Source organism: Paraburkholderia sejongensis (assembly GCF_020880815.1).
Classification (GTDB): domain Bacteria; phylum Pseudomonadota; class Gammaproteobacteria; order Burkholderiales; family Burkholderiaceae; genus Paraburkholderia; species Paraburkholderia sejongensis.
In genome coordinates this window covers 37,881-57,136 of record NZ_JAJITD010000013.1, presented here as the reverse complement: position 1 = coordinate 57,136, position 19,256 = coordinate 37,881, and the positions used below count along the sequence as shown (strand labels likewise).

Genomic DNA, 19,256 nt, shown 5'->3' with positions numbered 1-19,256 from the left:
AACGTAGCTGGCCAATACTGGCATTCAGGAGATCATGATGGCGAATACAGACGCGAAAGCGGGCGGTTTGGGTGTCTACTCCGAAGTCGGACAATTGCGCAAGGTGATGGTGTGCGCGCCGGGCATCGCGCATCAGCGCCTGACCCCGAGCAATTGCGACGAGTTGCTGTTCGACGATGTGCTGTGGGTCGAGAACGCCAAGCGCGATCACTTCGATTTCGTCACGAAGATGCGCGACCGCGGCGTCGAAGTGGTCGAGATGCACAATCTGCTCGCGGAAACGGTCGCGGTGCCCGAGGGCAAGAAGTGGATTCTCGACAACCAGGTGGTGCCCAATCAGGTCGGTCTCGGCTTTATCGATGAACTGCGCAGCTATCTGGAAGGGCTCGACAATCGTAAGCTGGCCGAAACGTTGATCGGCGGTCTGTCGATTCACGACTTTCCGGAAGCGCACGGCGGCAAGGCGCTGGAAGTCGCGAAGGAGGCCGCGCAAGGCACCGAATATCTGCTGGCGCCGCTGCCGAACACGCTGTACACGCGCGACACCACCTGCTGGATCTACGGCGGCGTCACGCTGAACCCGCTGTATTGGCCGGCGCGTCACGAAGAGACGATCCTCACCACCGCGATCTACAAGTTCCACCCGGACTTCGCGGGCAAGGTCAACGTGTGGTGGGGCGATCCGACCCAGGACCATGGCCTCGCCACGCTCGAAGGCGGCGACGTGATGCCGATCGGCAAGGGCGTCGTGCTGATCGGCATGAGCGAGCGCACCTCGCGTCAGGCGATCAGCCAGCTGGCTGCCACGCTGTTCCAGAAGGGCGCCGCCGAGCGCGTGATCGTCGCGGCAATGCCGAAGATTCGCGCGGCGATGCACCTCGATACGGTCTTCACGTTCGCGGACCGCGATTGCGTGCTGGTCGCGCCCGACTTCATGGCGAAGACCCGCACGTTCTCGTACCGGCCGAGCAGCCATCCGAGCGGCGTCGAATTGCATGCGGAAAACAAGCCGTTCACCGACGTGGTGGCCGAGGCGTTGGGCCTGAAACAGCTGCGCGTGGTCGAGGCCGGCGGCACCGACTACCAGCGCGAGCGCACGCAGTGGGACAGCGGCGCGAACCTCGTGTGCGCGTCGCCGGGCGTCGTCTATGCATACGACCGCAACACCTACACCAACACGCTGCTGCGCAAGCAGGGTATCGAGGTGATTACGATCGTCGGCGCCGAACTGGGCCGTGGACGTGGCGGCGGCCACTGCATGACCTGCCCGATCATCCGCGATCCGGTCGACTACTGATCGTTTCGGCGCAGCAATCCAGCGGCTGACTGGAAAGGCGCCACCCGCTCGCGAAGCCGGCGAGCGGGTGGCGGCACGTGCAGCGCGGCAGTGCATGCCGCGCGACGGCCACGCGTTCGCGGCGGCCGTCGCTACGGGGAACATTGCAAATGAAGAGGCCCGAAACACCGCAGCCGGTCACGATGACCGAGGCAATTATTCCAATCGCGAGCCTCGTCGTTCTGGTGGGGCTGTCCTTCTATCTGTTCGGCGACGCGGGTGCGGGCGGCCCGAACCAGGTCGGCCTCGTGATCGCGACGATGATCGCGGTGTTCATCGGCTGGCGCCGCGGGCATACGCTGGCGTCGCTCGGCGAGGCGGCGGTCGCCAGCGTCAGCACCGGCATCGGCGCGATCTTCATCCTGTTCGCGGTCGGCGCGTTGATCGGCACGTGGGCGCTAAGCGGCACGCTGGTCGGGATGGTCTATTACGGCCTGAAGCTTCTGAGTCCCAATTATTTCTATGTGACCGCGGCGGTCATCTGCGGCTTCGTGTCGATGAGCATCGGCAGTTCGTGGACGGTGGCCGGCACGATCGGCATCGGCCTGATGGGCATCGCGCACGGGATGGGCCTGAATCCGGCCATCACCGCCGGCGCGATCATCTCGGGCGCGTATCTCGGCGACAAATCCTCGCCGCTGTCCGATTCAGCCAATCTCGCCGCGGCGGCCGCCGGCGTCGACCTCTACCGGCATCTGCGCGAAGTGTTGTTGACCTCCGCACTCGCGATGATCGTCTCGCTCGGGCTGTTCTATCTGGTCGGCAGGCCCGGCGATTTTGACGCCAGCGGTGAAATCCAGGCGATGCAAGGAGCGTTCCATATTTCGCTGTGGCTGTTCGTGCCGCTGATTCTGGTGATCGTGCTGGCGCTGCTGAAGACGCCGCCGTTTACCGCGATCTTTCTCGGCGCGCTCGCGGGCGGCGTGCTCGCGGTGTGCGTGGCGCCCGAACGGGTGATCGCGTTTGCGGCCGCGAGGCCCGATGTGCCGGAATGGCTCGCGGTCGTCAAAGGCGTGTGGCTTGCGCTCGCGAACGGCTACAAGCTGTCGACGGGCAATCCCCAGCTCGACCTGCTGGTCTCGCGCGGCGGGATGGAAAGCATGCTCGACACGGTGTGGCTGATCATCACCGCGCTCGCGTTCGGCGGCGTGGTCGAGAAGTGCGGGGTGCTCGAGCGCGTGATCACGCCGGTGATCGAACGGGCGAAAAGCGCTGGTGCGTTGGTGGCGTCGCTGGTGGCCTCGATCGTCGCGACCAATATCGTGACGGCCGATCAGTACATTGCGGTGGTTCTACCCGCGCGCATGTTCAAGAACGCTTTCGCGCAGCGCGGCTTCGAGCCGGTGGTGTTGTCGCGCGCGGTCGGCGATGCGGCGACGCCGACCGGCGCGCTGATTCCATGGAACAGTTGCGGCGCATATATGGCGGCGACGCTCGGCGTGTCCACGCTCAGCTATGCGCCGTATGCAGTGTTCTGTTTTCTGAGTCCGCTGCTGACGGTGGCGATTGCGTATGCCGGTGTGCGCATGCCGCGTATCGCGACGCCAGCCGCGCCGGCCGCGCCGGTTGCATCGGCTGGCCCGCCCCTCGATCCGGACGCATGAAGCTCGGCGGTTGCGCGCGGACCGCACCGCTTGAAGTCGAAAATCCTTTTACTATACTTTTAACGACTTCGAGTAATACCTGAATTTATGCTTTTTATTTAATCCGATTGAGGTAATTGCATTCGCTATATACCGACTATCGGCGGCAATGTACTTCGAGTCGTCGTTGTGGATTTGCGAGCAGTTCGATGATCGCATCACGTGAATGCCATGACTTTTTCACCGCACGGAGGTTCGACATGAATAAACGGATGATTGCGCAACTCATCGCTGTCTGCTTCTCTGGCGTATCGGCGATTGCGATCGCGGCGGGACCGCCACCCCCGCCGCCGGATGCCGGTGCGACGGGCGGTTCGGGGCGCATGCAGGTGATGCCGTCGATTCCGCATCGCGACTGGCATAAAGGCCAGCGCGTGCCGACCGACTACCGTGACCACATTTTCGCGTTGGACGACTGGCGCGGCCACGGCCTGAACGCGCCGCCGCGCGGCCATAGATGGCTAGGCGTGAACGGCGACTACATTCTCGTGTCGACCAACAACTGGACGATCTCGACCATCGTGCCGGGAACGCAGTGACGCGCAAGCCGTCAGTCTGAACCCGCCATCTGCTCTGATGCCCGGGCCTTGCGGTGAGCGCGGTTTGCGCGCCGCAAAACCCGGGCAATTCTTTTGGCCGGCCACGCGAGCCGCAACGGCTCAAAAATGCACGACGATGCTGCTCGCTGCCTTGCGCAGTTCGTCGAACTGCGTGACCAGTTCGAGGCAGAGAATGAAGGCCAGCGCCGCCGAAGGTCCCGGATAGCGTTCCATCCACCGCAGCGCCGGCGTGGCGTAACGCGCGCGCAGCGCGTCGCGCGTCATCAGCACGGTAATCCCGATGCCCACTGCGGCGCCGGCCAGTAAATCGGTCGGGTAGTGGTAGCCGAGATACGCGCGCGGCACGCAGATAAAGAGCGCGGTATAGAGAATCGCCAGCACGCCGACCCAGCGCCAGACCAGGAAAATACCAGTGGCGATCGCCATCCAGAGCATCGCGTGATCGCTCGGAAACGAACTCCAGTCCGTCAGCATCGAGTCTTTGGTTGCGTTGGCGAACTGCAGATGCAGTTCGGGGCTGTAGATCGGGCGTACCCGGAACGGCAGCCAGTGCGTCAGCGCTCTGCCGAGGAACAACGCGACGAGGCCGCTCGCCAGCGTTGCAATCACCATCTCGCGACGCCATGCGCGGCGCTCGTCTTGCTGAAACCACATCCACCACAGCAGCGGAATGAGAACGAGGCCTTTGAAGGTGTAAAGGTTGGCGATCGCGCGAATGGAAAGTGTCGCGATAGGGCCGAAATGAAGACTCGACAGATAGGTTTCGATGGACGAATCGAAGCTGTTCATTTTGTTGTAAGAAATAGGTGCTTATCGCGATGGAGAATCAGCATAAGCCATTCGCCGCGGATATATTTTAATTGCTTACGTTCATTGACAAAATTTACTTAACATTTTCATCGTCAACTTTTCAGTGACATCTACGCGATAACAGCGCGCCGGTCGGATGCTGGCCAGGCCGGATCCAACTATCGGGTCGCCGCCAGCCGCGAAACGCGCAGTCCTATTCTTCATACCACACCCGCAGAGCGCGCCCGTTGTGCCCCAAGTGCTTGTCCGCCGCCGGCTACCGCGCGAGCTTTTCGTTCAGACGGCGCATTCCGCCGAATACCGCATCGGCCACATCCATCGGAAAATCGCCGGGCAAGCGCGACGCCACCTGTTCGATCACGGCTTCGGTCTGCGAACTCAGTTCGTCGATCAGCGCGTCGACGGCGGCCGCGGAAAAGCCGGCGCGTTGTCCTTCGGCGATCCAATGGCGGCGCTGAATCTGATTGAGCAGGTAGTGGACGTTCCTGCCGCGGACCGCCATCGCCAGTTTCACTTTCTGCGGCGCCAGCCGACCCGCGCCGCTGCCGATGATCGGATGCGCGGACAGCACGTCGTACAGCGGCGTGGCTTCGTAGCGATTGCCGGGCAGGTGCGCGATGCTGAAGTTTTTCGCGTGGCCGTCGGTCGCGGCGAGTAGCCAGAAAACCAGTTGCGCGGCGAAAAAGTTGCGCCGGTCGGTCTCGGTCCGCGCGGACCCCGCGAGGATCGCCATGATCGTTTCGATGCCGGGGCCGCCGTCGGACTCGTATTTATGCAGCGCCGAGCGGCCGGTGGCCTGGCACATGTCCTCCTGCGGCAGTCGCACGATCCACGATGCGTCGCGCGAAAGACGCCGATCGAAGCGCTCGACGATCAGCACTTTCTGTTCGTCGAACTGAGCGATTTCGCAGCGCGCGACCGGCAGCCCATACGCGGCGACGATCTGCGAGCAGAGCCATTCGTTTTCCACCGACGTGCGCATGTCGGCCCGCATGTTGCCGACGAGCCCGAGCGGCAGCTTGAAGATATGAGTGGTCGGGGTGCTGCCTTCGGGCAATAGCCAGCGCTCGCGATGCCGCAGCAACGCGGTTTTTTCCTGCGCGCCGGCGATCGATAACCGCAGGTCCTCGAGCGGATCGTGTTGCCCGAGCGGCGCACTCGAGGTGGTGCCGCGCAGCAGCGCGCCGATCTCGGCGTCGCTCAGTTCGCGGCCGCGGATGCTGGTGAGGTCGGCCGGCGCTTCGTCCGGCGGCAGCATCTGCAGCGCGCCCACGCAGTCGCGGCCGAGCGCGCTGAGCAACGGAAACGGCGCGGTGCTGCCGATTCGGAAGCGGGCCGCGATGCGGCGCCGGATCGGTTCGCTATCGGGCAGCAGATTGTCGAAATAGTCGGCGACGAGCTGGCCGCGGTACGGCTGATTGCCGGGCGTAAACGGCAGCGACAGCGACAGCGGACGGCCCTGCGGATCGTCGAGCCACGCGTCGAGATAGGTCAGACGCTCGCCGCCGCGGGTCGTGTCCCAATAGCCGACCGGCAGGCCGTTCATCCACAGGTTAAGACGGGACGAGGTGCTGCGCGCCATGCTTACCACTCCTCGCGCTTTTTGCCGCTGCCGGCCGCCGCGCGTGCCGGCCGGTTCGTTGCGACCGCGCGCGCGCCGCCGGTGTCGCGCGCGGCGGTGGCCGGGCCCGGGGAGCGCTCCGCCGCGGCCGTGCCGCGCGCCTGCGCCGGAGTCTTCGCGGGGCCCGGCTGCTTGCGCGCCGCGCGCGTGGCCGGTCCGGCGCCGCTGCCGCCGCTGGCCTCTGGTGCGCGTTTGGCGGCCGGCGTGCGCGTTGGCGCGGCGGGTTGGTGGTCTGCGGCGCCCGTCTGCGAGAGCTTCAGATCGACCCGCAGAATTCGCAACACCTTGAAAAGCCGCTCGACGCTGACGGCGGCCGGATTGGCTTCGAGTTGCGCGTAGGTTTGCTGGGTCACGCCAAGGCGTGCGGCCATCGCGGCCTGAGTGAGGCCAGCGGTTTTCCTGAAGCCTTGCAGGATGGGCCGCAACTGGTTCAGCGTGATGATCGCGTAGTCCACGGACGGTCTCCGGTCGGGGGCGAGGCGGCGTAACAGTCTAAAGCCTGTAAATACCAGATACAGTCTATACACTGTATTTCGCATTTACAAGCTAACGACTGTAAATCACGCAGCCTGAACGGGCTCAACAGATCTGCACGGCGCGTGTGGGCCCGCACCAACCGCGCAACTAACGGTCAAGCCCGCAAATCGTACCCAAGTCGCTGCTGCGCAGCCAGATCAGCATCCAGCGAGTGTCGGCGGCCCGCGAGCGAGTGCCGTCCGCAATCACCCGCAATTGCCGGGATTGACCATTGATCTGCATTACTATCGAAGAAAATGTGCGAACAACGAATAAATAAAATGTCAACTAATGCCAATCAACGGTTATTCGGACGCGTCAAAACAAGCTGCCCGACAGGTCCGCGATTCAATCCGCTATTTGGGTGCGCCACCTTTAAATAGACTTGGAAATCGCGTGAAACGCGGTAGACTTCAAAGCGTCCGGTGAACCCGAAAGGAGACGCGACGAACCCCACACCATTCTTTCAAATAACCCGATCTGCGCCGCCGGATACGCTCGGCGGCAGGCCGCTGGAGAACATCACTTCACTGGAGTCTGTAATGGCAATCAAACCACAATGGCGAACGCTGTTATCTCTGACTTTCGTGTCGCTCGCAATGGTGGGCAATGTTGCGCGCGCGGAAAACATTCCAATTGTCACAGGTCAGCAATGGATGGCCTCGTCGGACGACGCGAAGAAAGCGTATCTCGTCGGTATCGCGAATGTGATCGACATCGAGCGCGCGTATGCCGGTAATTCGGCGAGCAGCAACGACATCGCGCAACGCTTCGGCAAGGGCATGCAGGGCCAGTCGCTCGACAGCGTGCGTCAGGGGCTCGACAGCTATTACACGGCCAATCCCACGATGATCCAGCATCCGGTGATCGAAACCCTCTGGTTCCAGATGGTCGTGCCCGGCCTGAAGAAAAACCCATAAGGAGCCCGATCATGAAACGACTTGGATGGATCGTCAGCATTGCGACGCTGGCTGCGATGGTCGGTTGCGCGGACATGAGCCCGCGGACCCAGAACACGGTGGGCGGCGCGGCACTCGGCGCGGGCGCCGGCGCGGGTATCGCGGCCATTTCGGGCGGCGACGTGTGGACCGGCGCGATCATCGGCGGCGCGGCGGGCGGGGTGGCCGGCAATATCCGCGGCCGTTGAGCGCGAACTGTCGCGCGAACCGTAGCGCGCGTTAGTTATTCGTTCGTAAGCAGGCCGGGGCGGGACGTGTGTCGCGCTCCGGCCTTGCCGTTTACCGCGCGACATCCGCTCATGCGACGCTCGCGTGAGCGGGTTTGAATCGATGCTTAAAAGACCTTAGGATATCCGCACCGGAAGCCGTCGTGACGACGGCATCAGCGCGCTCGCAGCGAACCGTCCGCGCGCGGTGCAACCTTCATCAAGAGAGCCGGAATGCTACGCACGTCGTGGAAGGTAATAAAGATAAGCACTGTGGTGGTGATCCTGCTGGCGGTGATCGCATTCGCACTGCGTGCATGGTATTCGCAACGCGGACCGGAACTGTCGGTCTGGCACACCTATGTGCCGCGCGAAATGAGCGTCGACGAACTGAATACCGCCGACTGGAATGCGTATATCAAGGTGGAGAACCGGATCTTCGACGACGTGCGCGTCAACGTCGTCGAAAAGATCCGGCCGTCCGAGCGCATTCCGGCGAACCGCTATTACAAGGGCTCGCCGATCTATCCGGAGCAATTCGCCGACAACTGGAACCGTTCGTACATTCTCGAACCGTCGGGCCCGCCGGTCGGCGCGGTGATCCTGCTGCACGGGATGACCGATTCGCCGTACAGTCTGCGGCATATCGCACGCCGTTATCGCGACCGCGGTTTCGTCGCGATCGGTATCCGCTTGCCGGGACACGGCACGGTGCCGGCCGGTCTCGCCGATGTTCGCTGGCAGGAATGGACCGCCGCCACCCGGCTCGCGGTACGTGAGGCGCGGCGTCGCGTCGGTCCGGACAAGCCGCTCGAACTGGTCGGTTTTTCGAACGGCGGAGCGCTCGCGCTGCAATACGCACTCGACGCGATCGAAAATCCCGCGCTGTCGCGACCCACGCGCGTCGTGCTGATTTCGCCGATGATCGGCGTCACGCGTTACGCTCGCTTTGCCCGCCTCGCCGGTTTGCCGGCGATCTTGCCGAAGTTCGCGCGGGCCGCCTGGCTCGGCATCGTGCCCGAGTTCAACCCGTTCAAGTACAACTCGTTTCCGGTCAACGGCGCGCGTCAATCGTATCTGTTGACGGCCGTGATTCAGGAGCAGATTGGGCGGCTCGAGCGCGAGAACCGGCTCGATACGTTGCCGCCAATTCTGACGTTCCAGTCGGTGACCGATTTCACGGTCAGCACGCCGGCGGTGATGTCATCGCTATATGACAAGCTGCCCGAGAACGGCAGCGAAGTCGTGCTGTTCGACCTGAATCGCAGCGTGCGCTTCCGGACCTTCCTGCGAGTTGCTTCGTACACCGCACTGTCGCGCCTGCTGCGCATCGGTCCGCAAAACTATCGGACCACGGTGATCGCGAACGTGTCGCCGGATTCCGCGCATATGGTCGAGCGCAGCGTGTATGCCGACGAAGTGCAAACGCGCGTGCGGCCGTTGGACATCGATTATCCGCAGGACATCTTCTCGTTGTCGCACGTCGCGATTCCGTTCCCGGTCACCGACGCGTTGTACGGCATAGCGCCGGACGACTCGGAGAACTTCAACGAGAACCTCGGCACGCTCGCACCGCGTGGCGAGCGCGGCACGCTGATCCTGACACTCGACACGATGTTCCGCATCGCATCGAATCCGTTCTACCCGTATCTGCTGCAACGTATCGACGAAGGGATCGGCAAGATGCCGGGGCCGGTCGTCAAGTCGCCGCCGCGCACGCACGAAACCGCGGACGGTCAGCCGGACGATTTCGCCACGCAACTCAATGAACTCGAGGAGGCCGGGTCCGACGAGCCGTGATACGGCGATGATGTAACCGGCCCGGGTTCGCGCCTTCGCGCAGCCGGCCGGCCAACCTCACGAGATGGCCCGCGCTTCGGCGCGGGCCATCTGCTTTGCGGCGCATGAATCTCGTCGAGCGGGCACCGCGTCACGGCTGGTAAGACGGCTCCACCACGGCCCACAGCGCTGCTTTCGGCTGCAAACTCGCATCGAACGGCAGCGGCAGATTGGTGCGCGCGACCGGCGTCGACGTCAGCCACGTGTGCTTGTCCGAATAGCCCCAGAACGTCACCGCCTTGATGCTCGGCTCCTGCTCGAACAGCGCAAACACCGCGCGATATCTGTCAGCCTGCGCGCGCTGCAGATCGTTCGGCACCGGCTGGCCGACATCGGGCAGACACGCATACGGATCGCTCCAGCAGGCGCCCGGGTCGCTATACAGACTCACATCCAGTTCGGTCACCTGATTGTCGAGGCCGAGCGCGGCGACATCGTCGAAGGCCTGCTTGATGCGCGGCAGCGGCGGCCAGTTCACGCTGATATGCATCTGATGTCCGACGCCGTCGAGCGGCACACCCTGCGCACGCAACTCGCGAACCACCGCGAGCAGCTTTGCGCGCTTGACCGGATCGTCGGTGCTGTACTCGTTGATATAGAGCTTGACGTTCGGGTCGGCCGCGCGCGCGGCGCGAAACGCGATCGCGATGTAGTCCTTGCCGAGCGCGCGGTACCACGGACTGTCCTCCCGATAGAGCTGGTTCGGCTCGTCGCTGATCACTTCGTTGACCACGTCCCACGCATACAGCTGGCCGCGAAAGTGCGTGACGACGTCGGTCACATAACGCTCGAGCCGCGCCGCGACGACATCGCGATATTGCGGGTCGTGGGGCTCGCCGGCGAAGAACCAGGCCGGCGCCTCGGTCCAGTTGCCCGCCTTGAAGTGCCACACGAGCGTATGGCCGCGCACCGCGATTCCATGCGCGTTGGCGAACGCGACGATTTTGTCGGCGGCCGCGAAGTCGTATTGGCCCGGGCCGACACCGATCGTGCCGGGCTTCATCTTGTTCTCGGCAGTCAGGCTCGAAAACTGTGCGGCGAGCAGCGCGGCGTCGGCGGGACTGTCGAGCGAATCGGGTTCGATCGCCGCGCCGACCTTGAAGTGCGCGGCCATCACGCTGCGCAGCGGCGGCAGCGCCTCGGCGGGCGCCGCCGCCAGCGGCGCGCCGTCGTGAGCGAGCGGCGCGTGGCTGTTCGCGCAGCCCGCGGCCCCCAGCGCGCAGCACAGTGTCGTGGCCAGATGAAGCAGGCGTCGCAAGGTACGTCGAGTGCGCATCCCGTAGTCTCCCGAAGTGATTGTTCTTTGAAAGCGCTTTCTAACGGTAAATAACGTTACCGGTAACAGCGAATGGTACGGGGCGACCGCCGCAGCCGCCATGCGGGATTTACCTGACTGCTATAACAGGTGGCGCGAGACAGATAGCGCGCGGCCGGTTAGAGCGTCGTCCGCGCGGCGATCCAGTTTGATTCGATGCGAGTGCTTCAATGCGAGCCCAACGAGCCGCCGTCAGGCGAGAGCCGGTTGTCCACCGAGGTCACGCCGGGCACCGACAATGCGCTGCGTTCGGCGCGCGACACATGTTCGAGCTCGGGCACCCAGCCGATCAGCATGACCCGGCCGGAATGGGCGAACACGAACACATGAGACATCCCCACGCCGCTACGGGCCTCGGCGACGCGTACGTCATGGGCGAGCTGCTTATCAGTGAGCTGCGTATCGCTCTGCGCATAAGCGGCCGGCGCGATTGCGCCCGCCATCAGCAATACGAGTGTGGAAGCGACAACTGTTTTCACGATACCTCCTTGCACAAATACCAGGGTGTGCGGGCCAAGCCGGCCAGCGAGTCTTCCGGTTCGGCTGCGTGCGCAGCTGCGGAAGTGGGTCGGACAGAATCGCATTCACGACGCGCGCGCTGTATCGCGACGCGCGCGGCCAAGGGTTCTGTCGATCGGGGCGTAGGGCGGTCGTGCCGTCGCCCGAAGAAAGTGTGGGAGTGCGGTGCGTTCGGGCGGAACGTCGCGCGGGCGGCGTGGCGGGCGAACGGGGCTGCGTATGCATTGATGATAGACACAAAATTTCGCGCCTGCTGCGCAGGCCGGTGTCGATCGTCAAGTCCAATCCGTCCCAAATGATGCCAACGGCCGTTGCATCTTCACAACATCGAACTCATTTCGCGCTTGCAATTGGCCGTCTTTTCGCAGCAAAGAAAACGCCGCCGCATCGTGATGGTGCCGCCGGCGCCGCGTCCTGGTGCATGGATTCGAACCGGGTTGCGGCGCTTGTGACCATCACGAAATGGTCACAAAGCGGGGTGCTACTTCGGCTTGGTCCGGCGCGCAATAGTTATCGGTAACAGCGTTTTCCCTGAGCGTGCAATTCGAGGCGCGGTGCGGGCTCGTCCCTATAATCGCCTCGAAATGTGCTGAGGACATTTCGACAAGAGGGGAACGCGTCGAGTATGAATGCGTCCTGAGCGGCTTGGAGACGCCCAATATATATATAGGAAAGCTAATGAAGAAGAAGCTTATTGCTTTGTCGGTGATGGCGGCGGCAACGACGGTGGCACATGCGCAAAGCAGTGTCACGCTGTACGGCCGGATCGATAACGGTATCCAGTTCGAAACCGGCCTGCCGGGCGGTCACGCCTGGTCGGCGCAAACCGGCGACTGGGGTTGCTCGTGGTTCGGCCTGATGGGCTCCGAAGATCTCGGCGGCGGCACCAAGACGGTGTTCCAGCTCGAAGGTCAGCTCAACACGATGACGGGTGCGTCGGCCGGCAACCTGTTCGGCCGTCACGCGACGGTCGGCCTGACCAACGACCACTGGGGTCTGTTCAAGATCGGTAACCTCGGCGCCGGCGAACTGGCGCAGGACAGCTGGGGCACCGACCCGCAGGTGATGCAGCGCTACGCAATTTCGACGCTGGTGCGCGGCCGTAACTGGACCAGCACCAGCAACGGCGCGGAGTACAACTCGCCGGTGCTGTTCGGCGGTCTCGTGTTCAAGGGCCAGTATTCGCTGACCAACAACACCAGCTGGAACTCGGCGCCGGTCAACTCGGCGGGCGTGCCGACCGGCCAGGGCCGTACCAACGCGATCGAAGGCGTCTATACGTGGGGCGGCGGCGATTTCCGCGTGATCTATGACGAAGTGCGCGGCGCCAACGGTTCGTTCAACAACGTGTACTCGGCTTCGCGCATGGCGCTGGTCGGCGGCACGTATGTGGTCGGCCCGGTCAAGTTCTACGTCGGCTACCAGCACCTGAGCGCACCCGATGCGACCAACGCGAGCATGGGCGTGACCGACGCGTCGCAACCGGCCGGCGTCAGCGCACCGACCGGCGTGAATCACGAGTGGCTCGGCGCCGCCTGGCAGGTGACCCCGGCCACGCAGATCACCGGCGCGGTCTATCACGCGAACGCGAACAACGGCAATGGCAATGCGACGCTGTTCACGCTCGCCGCCACCTACGCGTTGTCGAAGCGGACCTTCTTGTACACGGAAGCCGGCTACGTGCGCAACAGCTCGACGTCGAACATCAATCTGGGCAACGGTCCGTACGGCAACAACAACTTCGATCCGGCGACCGGCACGTCGTCGAACAGCAACCCGAACTATGGCCACAGCCAGACGGGTGTGTTCGCCGGGATCATGACCTCGTTCTAAGTAGTACCTGCCTGACCAGCAATCGTAGTGATCTCTTTGCTTGAAGTACTGCTTCTATCTCTTTCATAGAGAGGCCGGTGCGACGCTTCCTCCACCCTCGTCGCATCGGCTGCTTTTTCTCTTTGCCCAATTCATGACCGCACGTAGCGCGTTTTTCCGTATTTGAAAGCGCTTTCAGAACAGCAAACCTCGCATAACCGACTCATGACCGACCACGGCTCCGACGATCGATCCGGCGCACCCCAGCTACCCGAGGTACCGCTGGCGCCGAACGTGACGCTCGAGGAAATCGCGCGCGCGGCCGGCGTGTCGCCGAGCACCGTGTCGCGCATTCTGAACGGCACCGCGCGCGTGCTGCCGGCCAAACAGCAGGCGGTCGAAGAAGCGATCGCCCGTTTCAACTACCGGCCGAACATCCTCGCGCGCGGGCTCGCGAGCGGCCGCACCGAAACGATCGGCGTGCTGACCCAGGCGGTATCGAGCCCGTTCTACGCCGAGTGGCTGCGCGGTATCGAGGAAGCATTGTATGAACCGGGTTTCACGCCGATTTTCGTGAGCAGCCGCTGGAATCTCGCTGACGAAAAAGCCCGTCTCGAACAACTGATCGCGCGCCGGGTCGACGGGATCATCCTGCTGCACGCGCAGCTCGACGAAGCGACGCTGACCGACTACGCGCGCTGGGCGCCGATGCTGGTGCTCGGCCGCTCGGTGCAAAACAGCGCGGCGCTCGCAGGTCTGCCGATCGACAACCTGCAGGGCGCGCGCGACGCGACCCGCCATCTGATCGAACAGGGGCATCGCGAGATCGCCTTTATCGCCGGGCCGTCGAATCACGAGGATGCGATCGAGCGCCTCGACGGCTATCGCAGCGCGCTCATTGAGGCCGGCATCGGCTTCGATCCCGAACTCGTCGAGCAGGGCGACTACCTCGAAACCGGTGGCGTCGCCGCGATGGAGCGGTTGATCGCGCGTCATCCGTCGTTTAGCGCGGTGTTCTGCGCGAACGATCAGACCGCGTACGGCGCGCGCCTCGCGATGTTCCGCCGCGGCGTGCGGGTGCCCGACGACGTGTCGCTGGTCGGCTTCGACGATCTGCCGACTTCGTCGTATATGACCCCGCCGCTGACCACGGTGCGTCAGCCGACCTACGAAATCGGCCGGCTCGCCGCACAGGGGATCGTGCGGATGATCCGCAAGCAGTCGATCGAACTCAGCCCGATTCCGCTCACGCTGGTCGCGCGGGAAACCACCCGGCGCATCGCGCCGCCGCTGAGCCGGGGAGACGCGCGTGGGTAGCCGCCGGCCTTTCAGCACGCGTTTTTTTCGCATGACGTGAAAGCGCTTTCAAAACCAGGCGCCGCGCATAACGGACACAACAGCAGCAAAGACAACAGGGGAAGCACGTCAGTCGTAGTAGAGCAGTCATCGAATGCCATTCACAAACGATTCAACAGGAGACGAGTAATGAAATTCCGCTTTTCGGGCCCCGCCGCCGCAGTTCTGCTCAGCCTCGCCGCAGCCGGCGCGCACGCCAACACCACGCTGACGGTCGCGGTCTTCCCGAAGCTGGATCAGGAAATCAAGGATGCGCTGCCCGCGTGGAAGAAGCTGCATCCGGACGTCGATATCAAGGTGTCGTCGCTGGAGATCGCCGATCACCATAACGCGATGACCACCGCGCTCGCGACCAGCTCGAACCTGCCCGACGTGATGGCGGTCGAGGTCGGCTTTATCGGCCGTTTCGCGGCGGGCGGCGGTCTGCAGGATCTGTCGAAGGCTCCGTACAGCGCGGGCCAGTACAAGAGCCAGTTCATCAACTACACGTTCGCGCAGGCCACCACCCAGGACGGCGCGATCGTCGGTATGCCGGCCGACATCGGTCCGGGCACGCTGTTCTATCGCAAGGACATCCTCGACAAGGCGGGCGTGACCGAAGCCGATCTGACCAAGTCGTGGGACTCGTATCTGGCGGCCGGCCAGAAGATCAAGAAGGCGACCGGCGCGTATCTGATGGCATCGTCGCGCGACATCGAGGACATCTACATCCGCGCGGATCTGAAGGAAGGCGACGGCGTGTACTTCGACAAGGCCGGCAATCCGGTCGTCACGTCGCCGCGTTTCGTGAAGGCGTTCGAACTCGCGAAGAAAGCGCGCGACCTCGGCCTCGACGCGAAGATCACGCCGTGGTCGAACGAATGGGCCGAGAGCTTCAAACGCGGCACCGTGTCGACGCAGATGATGGGCGCGTGGCTCGGCGGCCACCTGTCGTCGTGGATCGCGCCGGACACCAAGGGTCTGTGGCGCGCGACCAATCTGCCGAACAATGCGTACGCATCGTTCGGGGGCACTTTCTACGCAATTCCGGCGAAGGCGACGCAAAAGCCGATGTCGTGGGAATTCATCAAGTTCCTGACCACCCGCCAGGACACCCAGCTCGCGTCGTTCCGTTCGATCGACGCATTCCCGGCGCTGGTCGCCGCGCAGAACGATTCGTTCTTTGCCGAGCCGGTCGCGTTCCTCGGCAACGAGAAAGCGCGTTTGATCTGGCGTGATGCGGCTTCGCACATTCCGTCGATTCAGCGCAGCAAGTACGACCAGGTTGCGGAAGAGGCGGTCCATTCGGCGCTCGACAAGGTGGTCGACGACGGCGCCGACGTGCATACCGCGTTGCAGGAAGCGCAGGACCAGATCGCGCGCCGGGTCCGCCGCTAAGCAACGTAGCTGGCCTCAAAGCGGCTTCGACGAAGCGGCGTGCGATGGCGCGCCGCCACTCGAGCCGCGTGCTGCAAACAGCGTGGCCGGTCCCCACACCGGCCACGCCCGACTGGACGGAACTACTGATGAACACTCCGCTGCCCACGACCGAACAGATTGCGCGCGACGGCCTGAGCGCGCTGCCGCCCCTCGCGGCGCCGCGCCGCAAGTCGCGCTTCGATCCGGTGAAGGTCGCGCCGTACCTGTTTCTCGCACCGTTTTTCGCGCTGTTCGCGCTATTCATTGCGTTTCCGCTGCTGTTCTCGCTGTACCTGTCGTTCCAGAGCTGGGACGCGACCGAGGGACTCGCGAGCATGAAGTGGGTCGGCCTGTCGAACTTCACGTTTACGCTGACCGACCCGTGGTACTGGAAGTCGCTGTACAACACCGCGTCGATGGCGATCATGTCCGGCCTGCCGCAACACCTGGTTGCGCTGCCGCTGGCGTTCTTTCTGCAGACCGCGTTTCGCCGCTGGCGCAATTTCGTGGTCGGGCTGTACTTCCTGCCGTTCATCACATCGAGCGTCGCGATCGCGCTGATCTTCTCGTCGCTGTATTCGACCGACTTCGGGATGATCAACCTCGCGATCGCCGAGCTGGGCAAGCTGCCCGGCCTGCACTGGATCGTGCCCGCGCATCCGATCGAGTGGCTCTACAACCCGAAGAACGTGAAGCCGGCCGTGTCGGTCGTGATCTTCTGGCGTTACGTCGGCTGGAACACCGTGCTGTATCTGTCCGCACTGCAAACCATTCCGAAAGACCTGTACGAGGCCGCGCGCATCGACGGCGCGAACGGCTGGCAACAGTTCACGCGTATCACGATTCCGCTGATCAAACCGATGATTTTCTTCGCGGTCACGCTGTCGATCATCGGCGGTCTGCAACTGTTCGAAGAGCCCTTCATCCTGCTGCCGAACGAAGGGATGGGCACGAGTCAATCGGGTTTGACGACCGCTGTTTATATGTATCGCACTGCCTTCCACGACGGCGACTTCGGTACCGCGAGTTCGATCGCCTGGCTGCTGTTCATTTCGATTGCCGCGCTGATGTGGCTGAACTCGCGCCTTTTCCACCGCAGCGGCATGAATGAGGAGAACCAGCGATGAAATCACCGAACCGCAAAGGCCGTTACATCGGCTACGCAATCGTGCTGGCGGGCGCGCTGCTGATGTTCTCGCCGTTTTACTTCATGTTCGTGTTCGCGACGCACACGAGTTCTGAAATCTTCTCGATGCCGCCGCCGCTGTGGTTCGGCAGCGCGTTCTTCGACAACATGGCCTCGCTGATGCGGCATATCCCGTTCTGGCGCAATCTCGGCTGGAGCTTCTATACCGCGGCGATCCAGACCGTGCTGACGCTGCTGGTCACGTCGATGGCCGGCTACGCGTTCGCGATGTACGAGTTCCGCTTCAAGAAGACGCTGTTCGCGATCGCACTGACCGCGATGCTGGTGCCGCCGTTCCTCAGCATGATTCCGACCTTCATGACGATGAACCTGCTCGGCTGGATCGATCAGCCGCGCGCGCTGTACGTGCCCGGCGCGGCCGCCGCGCTCGGCGTGTTCCTGATGCGCCAGTACGTGGCCTCGGCGATCCCGGCCGATCTGATCGAGGCGGCGCGTATCGACGGCTGCGGCGAGCTGCGCATCTACTGGAGCATCGTGATGCCGCTGCTCGGGCCGGCGCTGGGCACGCTCGGGCTGATCAGCTTCATTGGGGCGTGGAACAACTTCCTGTCGGCGCTCGTCGTGCTGCGGTCGCCGTCGATGTACACGCTGCCGCTCGCGCTGCGCATCCTGCAAAGCCCGACCAATTCCGATTGGGGCGCGGTGATGGCAGGGTCCGCGGTCGCGGTGCTCCCGCTGCTGGTGCTGTTCGCTTTTACTTCGCGGCGTTTGATCGACGGTCTGACGACCGGCGCGGTCAAAGCCTGAGCCGAACTCTCTTTCATTCGATGCCCTCGCGGGCATGACCATTCAGGACAACCATATTTATGCCGACGTATCGATTCAACGAAGACTTCGTCTGGGGCGTGGCCACCAGTTCCTACCAGATCGAAGGCGCAGCGAATGAGGACGGCCGCGGCCCGTCGATCTGGGACGCGTTCTGCAAGGTGCCGGGCAAGGTCGTCAACGGCGAGAGCGGCGACGTCGCCTGCGATCACTATCATCGCCTCGAACAGGACCTGGATCTGATGGCCGGCCTCGGTCTCGACGCCTACCGCTTTTCGATCGCGTGGCCGCGCGTGCAGCCGGACGGCCGCGGCGAATTCAACGAGAAAGGTCTGGGCTTTTACGACCGTCTGGTCGACGGCCTGCTCGAGCGCGGCATCCAGCCGTTCGCGACGCTGTATCACTGGGACCTGCCGCTGTCGTTGCAGAACACGCAGAACGGCTGGGAAAACCGCGACACCGCGTATCGCTTCGCCGACTACGCGCGCACGATCGGCAAAGTGCTGGGCGACCGGGTCGCGTCGATCGCGACGCATAACGAGCCGTGGTGCACCGCGTGGCTCGGCAATGCGACCGGCTATTTCGCGCCGGGCAACGCCGACCTGAAGAAAGCCGCGCACGTCGCGCACCATCTGCTGCTGTCGCACGGTCTGGCGTTGCAGGCGCTGCGCGCCGACGGCGTGAAGGCACCGCTCGGCATCGTGCTGAACCAGTCGCCCGCGCATGGCGCGACCGATTCCGCCGCGGACCTCGCGGCCGCGTCGCTCGAATACGCGAAGTTCGTGCGCTGGTACATGGACCCGCTGTTCAAGGGCGAATATCCGGCCGAGGCGCTCGAATGGTATGGCGCGAACGGCCCGCAAGAGGTGATTCTGTCCGGCGACTTCGACGTGATCGGCGCGCCGATGGACTTCCTCGGCGTCAACTACTACACGCGCATTTTCGCCAGCGCATCGGGCGAAAAGCGTCCGCCGGGCGCGCTCGGTTTCACCGACATGGACTGGGAAGTCTATCCGCAAGGGCTGACCGAACTGCTCACGCGCCTGAACGCGGACTATAAGCTGCCGCCGATTTACATCACCGAAAACGGCTGCGCGGCGAAAGACGTGCTCGAAAACGGCCGCGTGCACGACGCGGACCGCGTGCGCTTCTACGATCTGCATCTGGCCGCGTTGTCGGACGCGGCGCAGAAAGGCGTCGATATCCGCGGCTATTTCGCGTGGAGTCTGCTCGATAACTTCGAATGGGCGTCGGGTTACGACAAACGCTTCGGCATGGTTCACGTCGACTACGCGACCCAGCAGCGCACGCTGAAAGACAGCGCGCTGTGGTATCGCGACGTGATCGCGGAACACACCGGCGTCGCGGCCGCGCGCTGACGCCGCACCGAACCT

17 protein-coding genes are annotated in these 19,256 nt (G+C 63.6%); 12 read left to right on the top strand and 5 right to left on the bottom strand.

Going from position 1 to position 19,256, the window contains the following annotated elements; all coding sequences use genetic code 11:
• The first annotated feature begins 34 nt into the window (after positions 1-34).
• The 3 genes from arcA to LJ656_RS24000 all read left to right on the top strand — a co-directional run bounded on the left by arcA (position 35) and on the right by LJ656_RS24000 (position 3,518).
• On the top strand, positions 35-1,297 hold the full coding sequence (gene arcA, locus LJ656_RS24010; RefSeq protein ID WP_425605997.1) for an arginine deiminase: 1,263 nt from the start codon (positions 35-37) through the stop codon (positions 1,295-1,297).
• A gap of 149 nt (positions 1,298-1,446) precedes the next feature.
• Complete coding sequence (nhaC, locus tag LJ656_RS24005; RefSeq protein ID WP_230512012.1) at positions 1,447-2,940, top strand: Na+/H+ antiporter NhaC; 1,494 nt, start codon at positions 1,447-1,449, stop codon at positions 2,938-2,940.
• A gap of 239 nt (positions 2,941-3,179) precedes the next feature.
• Positions 3,180-3,518 (top strand): RcnB family protein, encoded by a 339-nt coding sequence (locus tag LJ656_RS24000; protein ID WP_230512011.1) that lies wholly within the window; start codon positions 3,180-3,182, stop codon positions 3,516-3,518.
• Between the two features lie 120 nt (positions 3,519-3,638).
• Here the strand turns inward: LJ656_RS24000 and LJ656_RS23995 are convergent, their stop codons facing one another.
• From LJ656_RS23995 to LJ656_RS23985, 3 genes are all read right to left on the bottom strand, one after another.
• On the bottom strand, positions 3,639-4,328 hold the full coding sequence (locus LJ656_RS23995) for a phosphatase PAP2 family protein (protein ID WP_230512010.1): 690 nt from the start codon (positions 4,326-4,328) through the stop codon (positions 3,639-3,641).
• A gap of 277 nt (positions 4,329-4,605) precedes the next feature.
• Positions 4,606-5,931 carry a type II toxin-antitoxin system HipA family toxin gene (locus LJ656_RS23990; RefSeq protein WP_230512009.1) on the bottom strand — a complete coding sequence of 442 codons (1,326 nt, stop codon included), beginning with the start codon at positions 5,929-5,931 and terminating at the stop codon, positions 4,606-4,608.
• A 2-nt stretch (positions 5,932-5,933) separates the two neighbouring features.
• Positions 5,934-6,425, bottom strand: coding sequence for a helix-turn-helix transcriptional regulator (locus tag LJ656_RS23985; protein WP_230512008.1), 492 nt, complete (start codon positions 6,423-6,425; stop codon positions 5,934-5,936).
• A 603-nt stretch (positions 6,426-7,028) separates the two neighbouring features.
• Between LJ656_RS23985 and LJ656_RS23980 the strand changes: the two genes are divergently transcribed.
• The 3 genes from LJ656_RS23980 (at position 7,029) to LJ656_RS23970 (ending at position 9,451) form a co-directional block, all read left to right on the top strand.
• On the top strand, positions 7,029-7,406 hold the full coding sequence (locus LJ656_RS23980; RefSeq protein WP_230512007.1) for a hypothetical protein: 378 nt from the start codon (positions 7,029-7,031) through the stop codon (positions 7,404-7,406).
• Between the two features lie 11 nt (positions 7,407-7,417).
• Positions 7,418-7,633, top strand: a complete 216-nt coding sequence (locus tag LJ656_RS23975) for a YMGG-like glycine zipper-containing protein (RefSeq protein WP_230512006.1) — start codon at positions 7,418-7,420, stop codon at positions 7,631-7,633.
• 252 nt (positions 7,634-7,885) lie between these two features.
• Positions 7,886-9,451, top strand: a complete 1,566-nt coding sequence (locus LJ656_RS23970; RefSeq protein ID WP_230512005.1) for an alpha/beta hydrolase — start codon at positions 7,886-7,888, stop codon at positions 9,449-9,451.
• 130 nt (positions 9,452-9,581) lie between these two features.
• On the opposite strand, the gene LJ656_RS23965 is transcribed toward LJ656_RS23970, so the two are convergent.
• Together LJ656_RS23965 and LJ656_RS23960 are read right to left on the bottom strand one after the other, a co-directional pair.
• Positions 9,582-10,766: an endo-1,4-beta-xylanase gene (locus LJ656_RS23965; RefSeq protein WP_230512004.1), complete on the bottom strand. Its 1,185-nt coding sequence runs from the start codon at positions 10,764-10,766 to the stop codon at positions 9,582-9,584.
• 206 nt (positions 10,767-10,972) lie between these two features.
• Positions 10,973-11,284 (bottom strand): BON domain-containing protein, encoded by a 312-nt coding sequence (locus LJ656_RS23960; protein WP_230512003.1) that lies wholly within the window; start codon positions 11,282-11,284, stop codon positions 10,973-10,975.
• Positions 11,285-12,002: 718 nt separating this feature from the next.
• On the opposite strand from LJ656_RS23960, the gene LJ656_RS23955 reads away from it, so the two are divergent.
• The 6 genes from LJ656_RS23955 (at position 12,003) to LJ656_RS23930 (ending at position 19,241) form a co-directional block, all read left to right on the top strand.
• Complete coding sequence (locus LJ656_RS23955; RefSeq protein WP_230512002.1) at positions 12,003-13,157, top strand: porin; 1,155 nt, start codon at positions 12,003-12,005, stop codon at positions 13,155-13,157.
• 204 nt (positions 13,158-13,361) lie between these two features.
• On the top strand, positions 13,362-14,453 hold the full coding sequence (locus LJ656_RS23950) for a LacI family DNA-binding transcriptional regulator (protein WP_230512001.1): 1,092 nt from the start codon (positions 13,362-13,364) through the stop codon (positions 14,451-14,453).
• 168 nt (positions 14,454-14,621) lie between these two features.
• Entirely contained in the window at positions 14,622-15,869 is a 1,248-nt protein-coding gene (locus LJ656_RS23945; RefSeq protein WP_230512000.1) for an ABC transporter substrate-binding protein, read from the top strand.
• Between the two features lie 128 nt (positions 15,870-15,997).
• Entirely contained in the window at positions 15,998-17,017 is a 1,020-nt protein-coding gene (locus LJ656_RS23940) for a carbohydrate ABC transporter permease (protein ID WP_230511999.1), read from the top strand.
• Complete coding sequence (locus tag LJ656_RS23935; protein ID WP_230511998.1) at positions 17,014-17,844, top strand: carbohydrate ABC transporter permease; 831 nt, start codon at positions 17,014-17,016, stop codon at positions 17,842-17,844. The genes LJ656_RS23940 and LJ656_RS23935 overlap by 4 nt, the downstream gene beginning before the upstream one ends.
• A 59-nt stretch (positions 17,845-17,903) precedes the next feature.
• Positions 17,904-19,241, top strand: a complete 1,338-nt coding sequence (locus LJ656_RS23930; protein WP_230511997.1) for a GH1 family beta-glucosidase — start codon at positions 17,904-17,906, stop codon at positions 19,239-19,241.
• Positions 19,242-19,256: the final 15 nt, after the last annotated feature.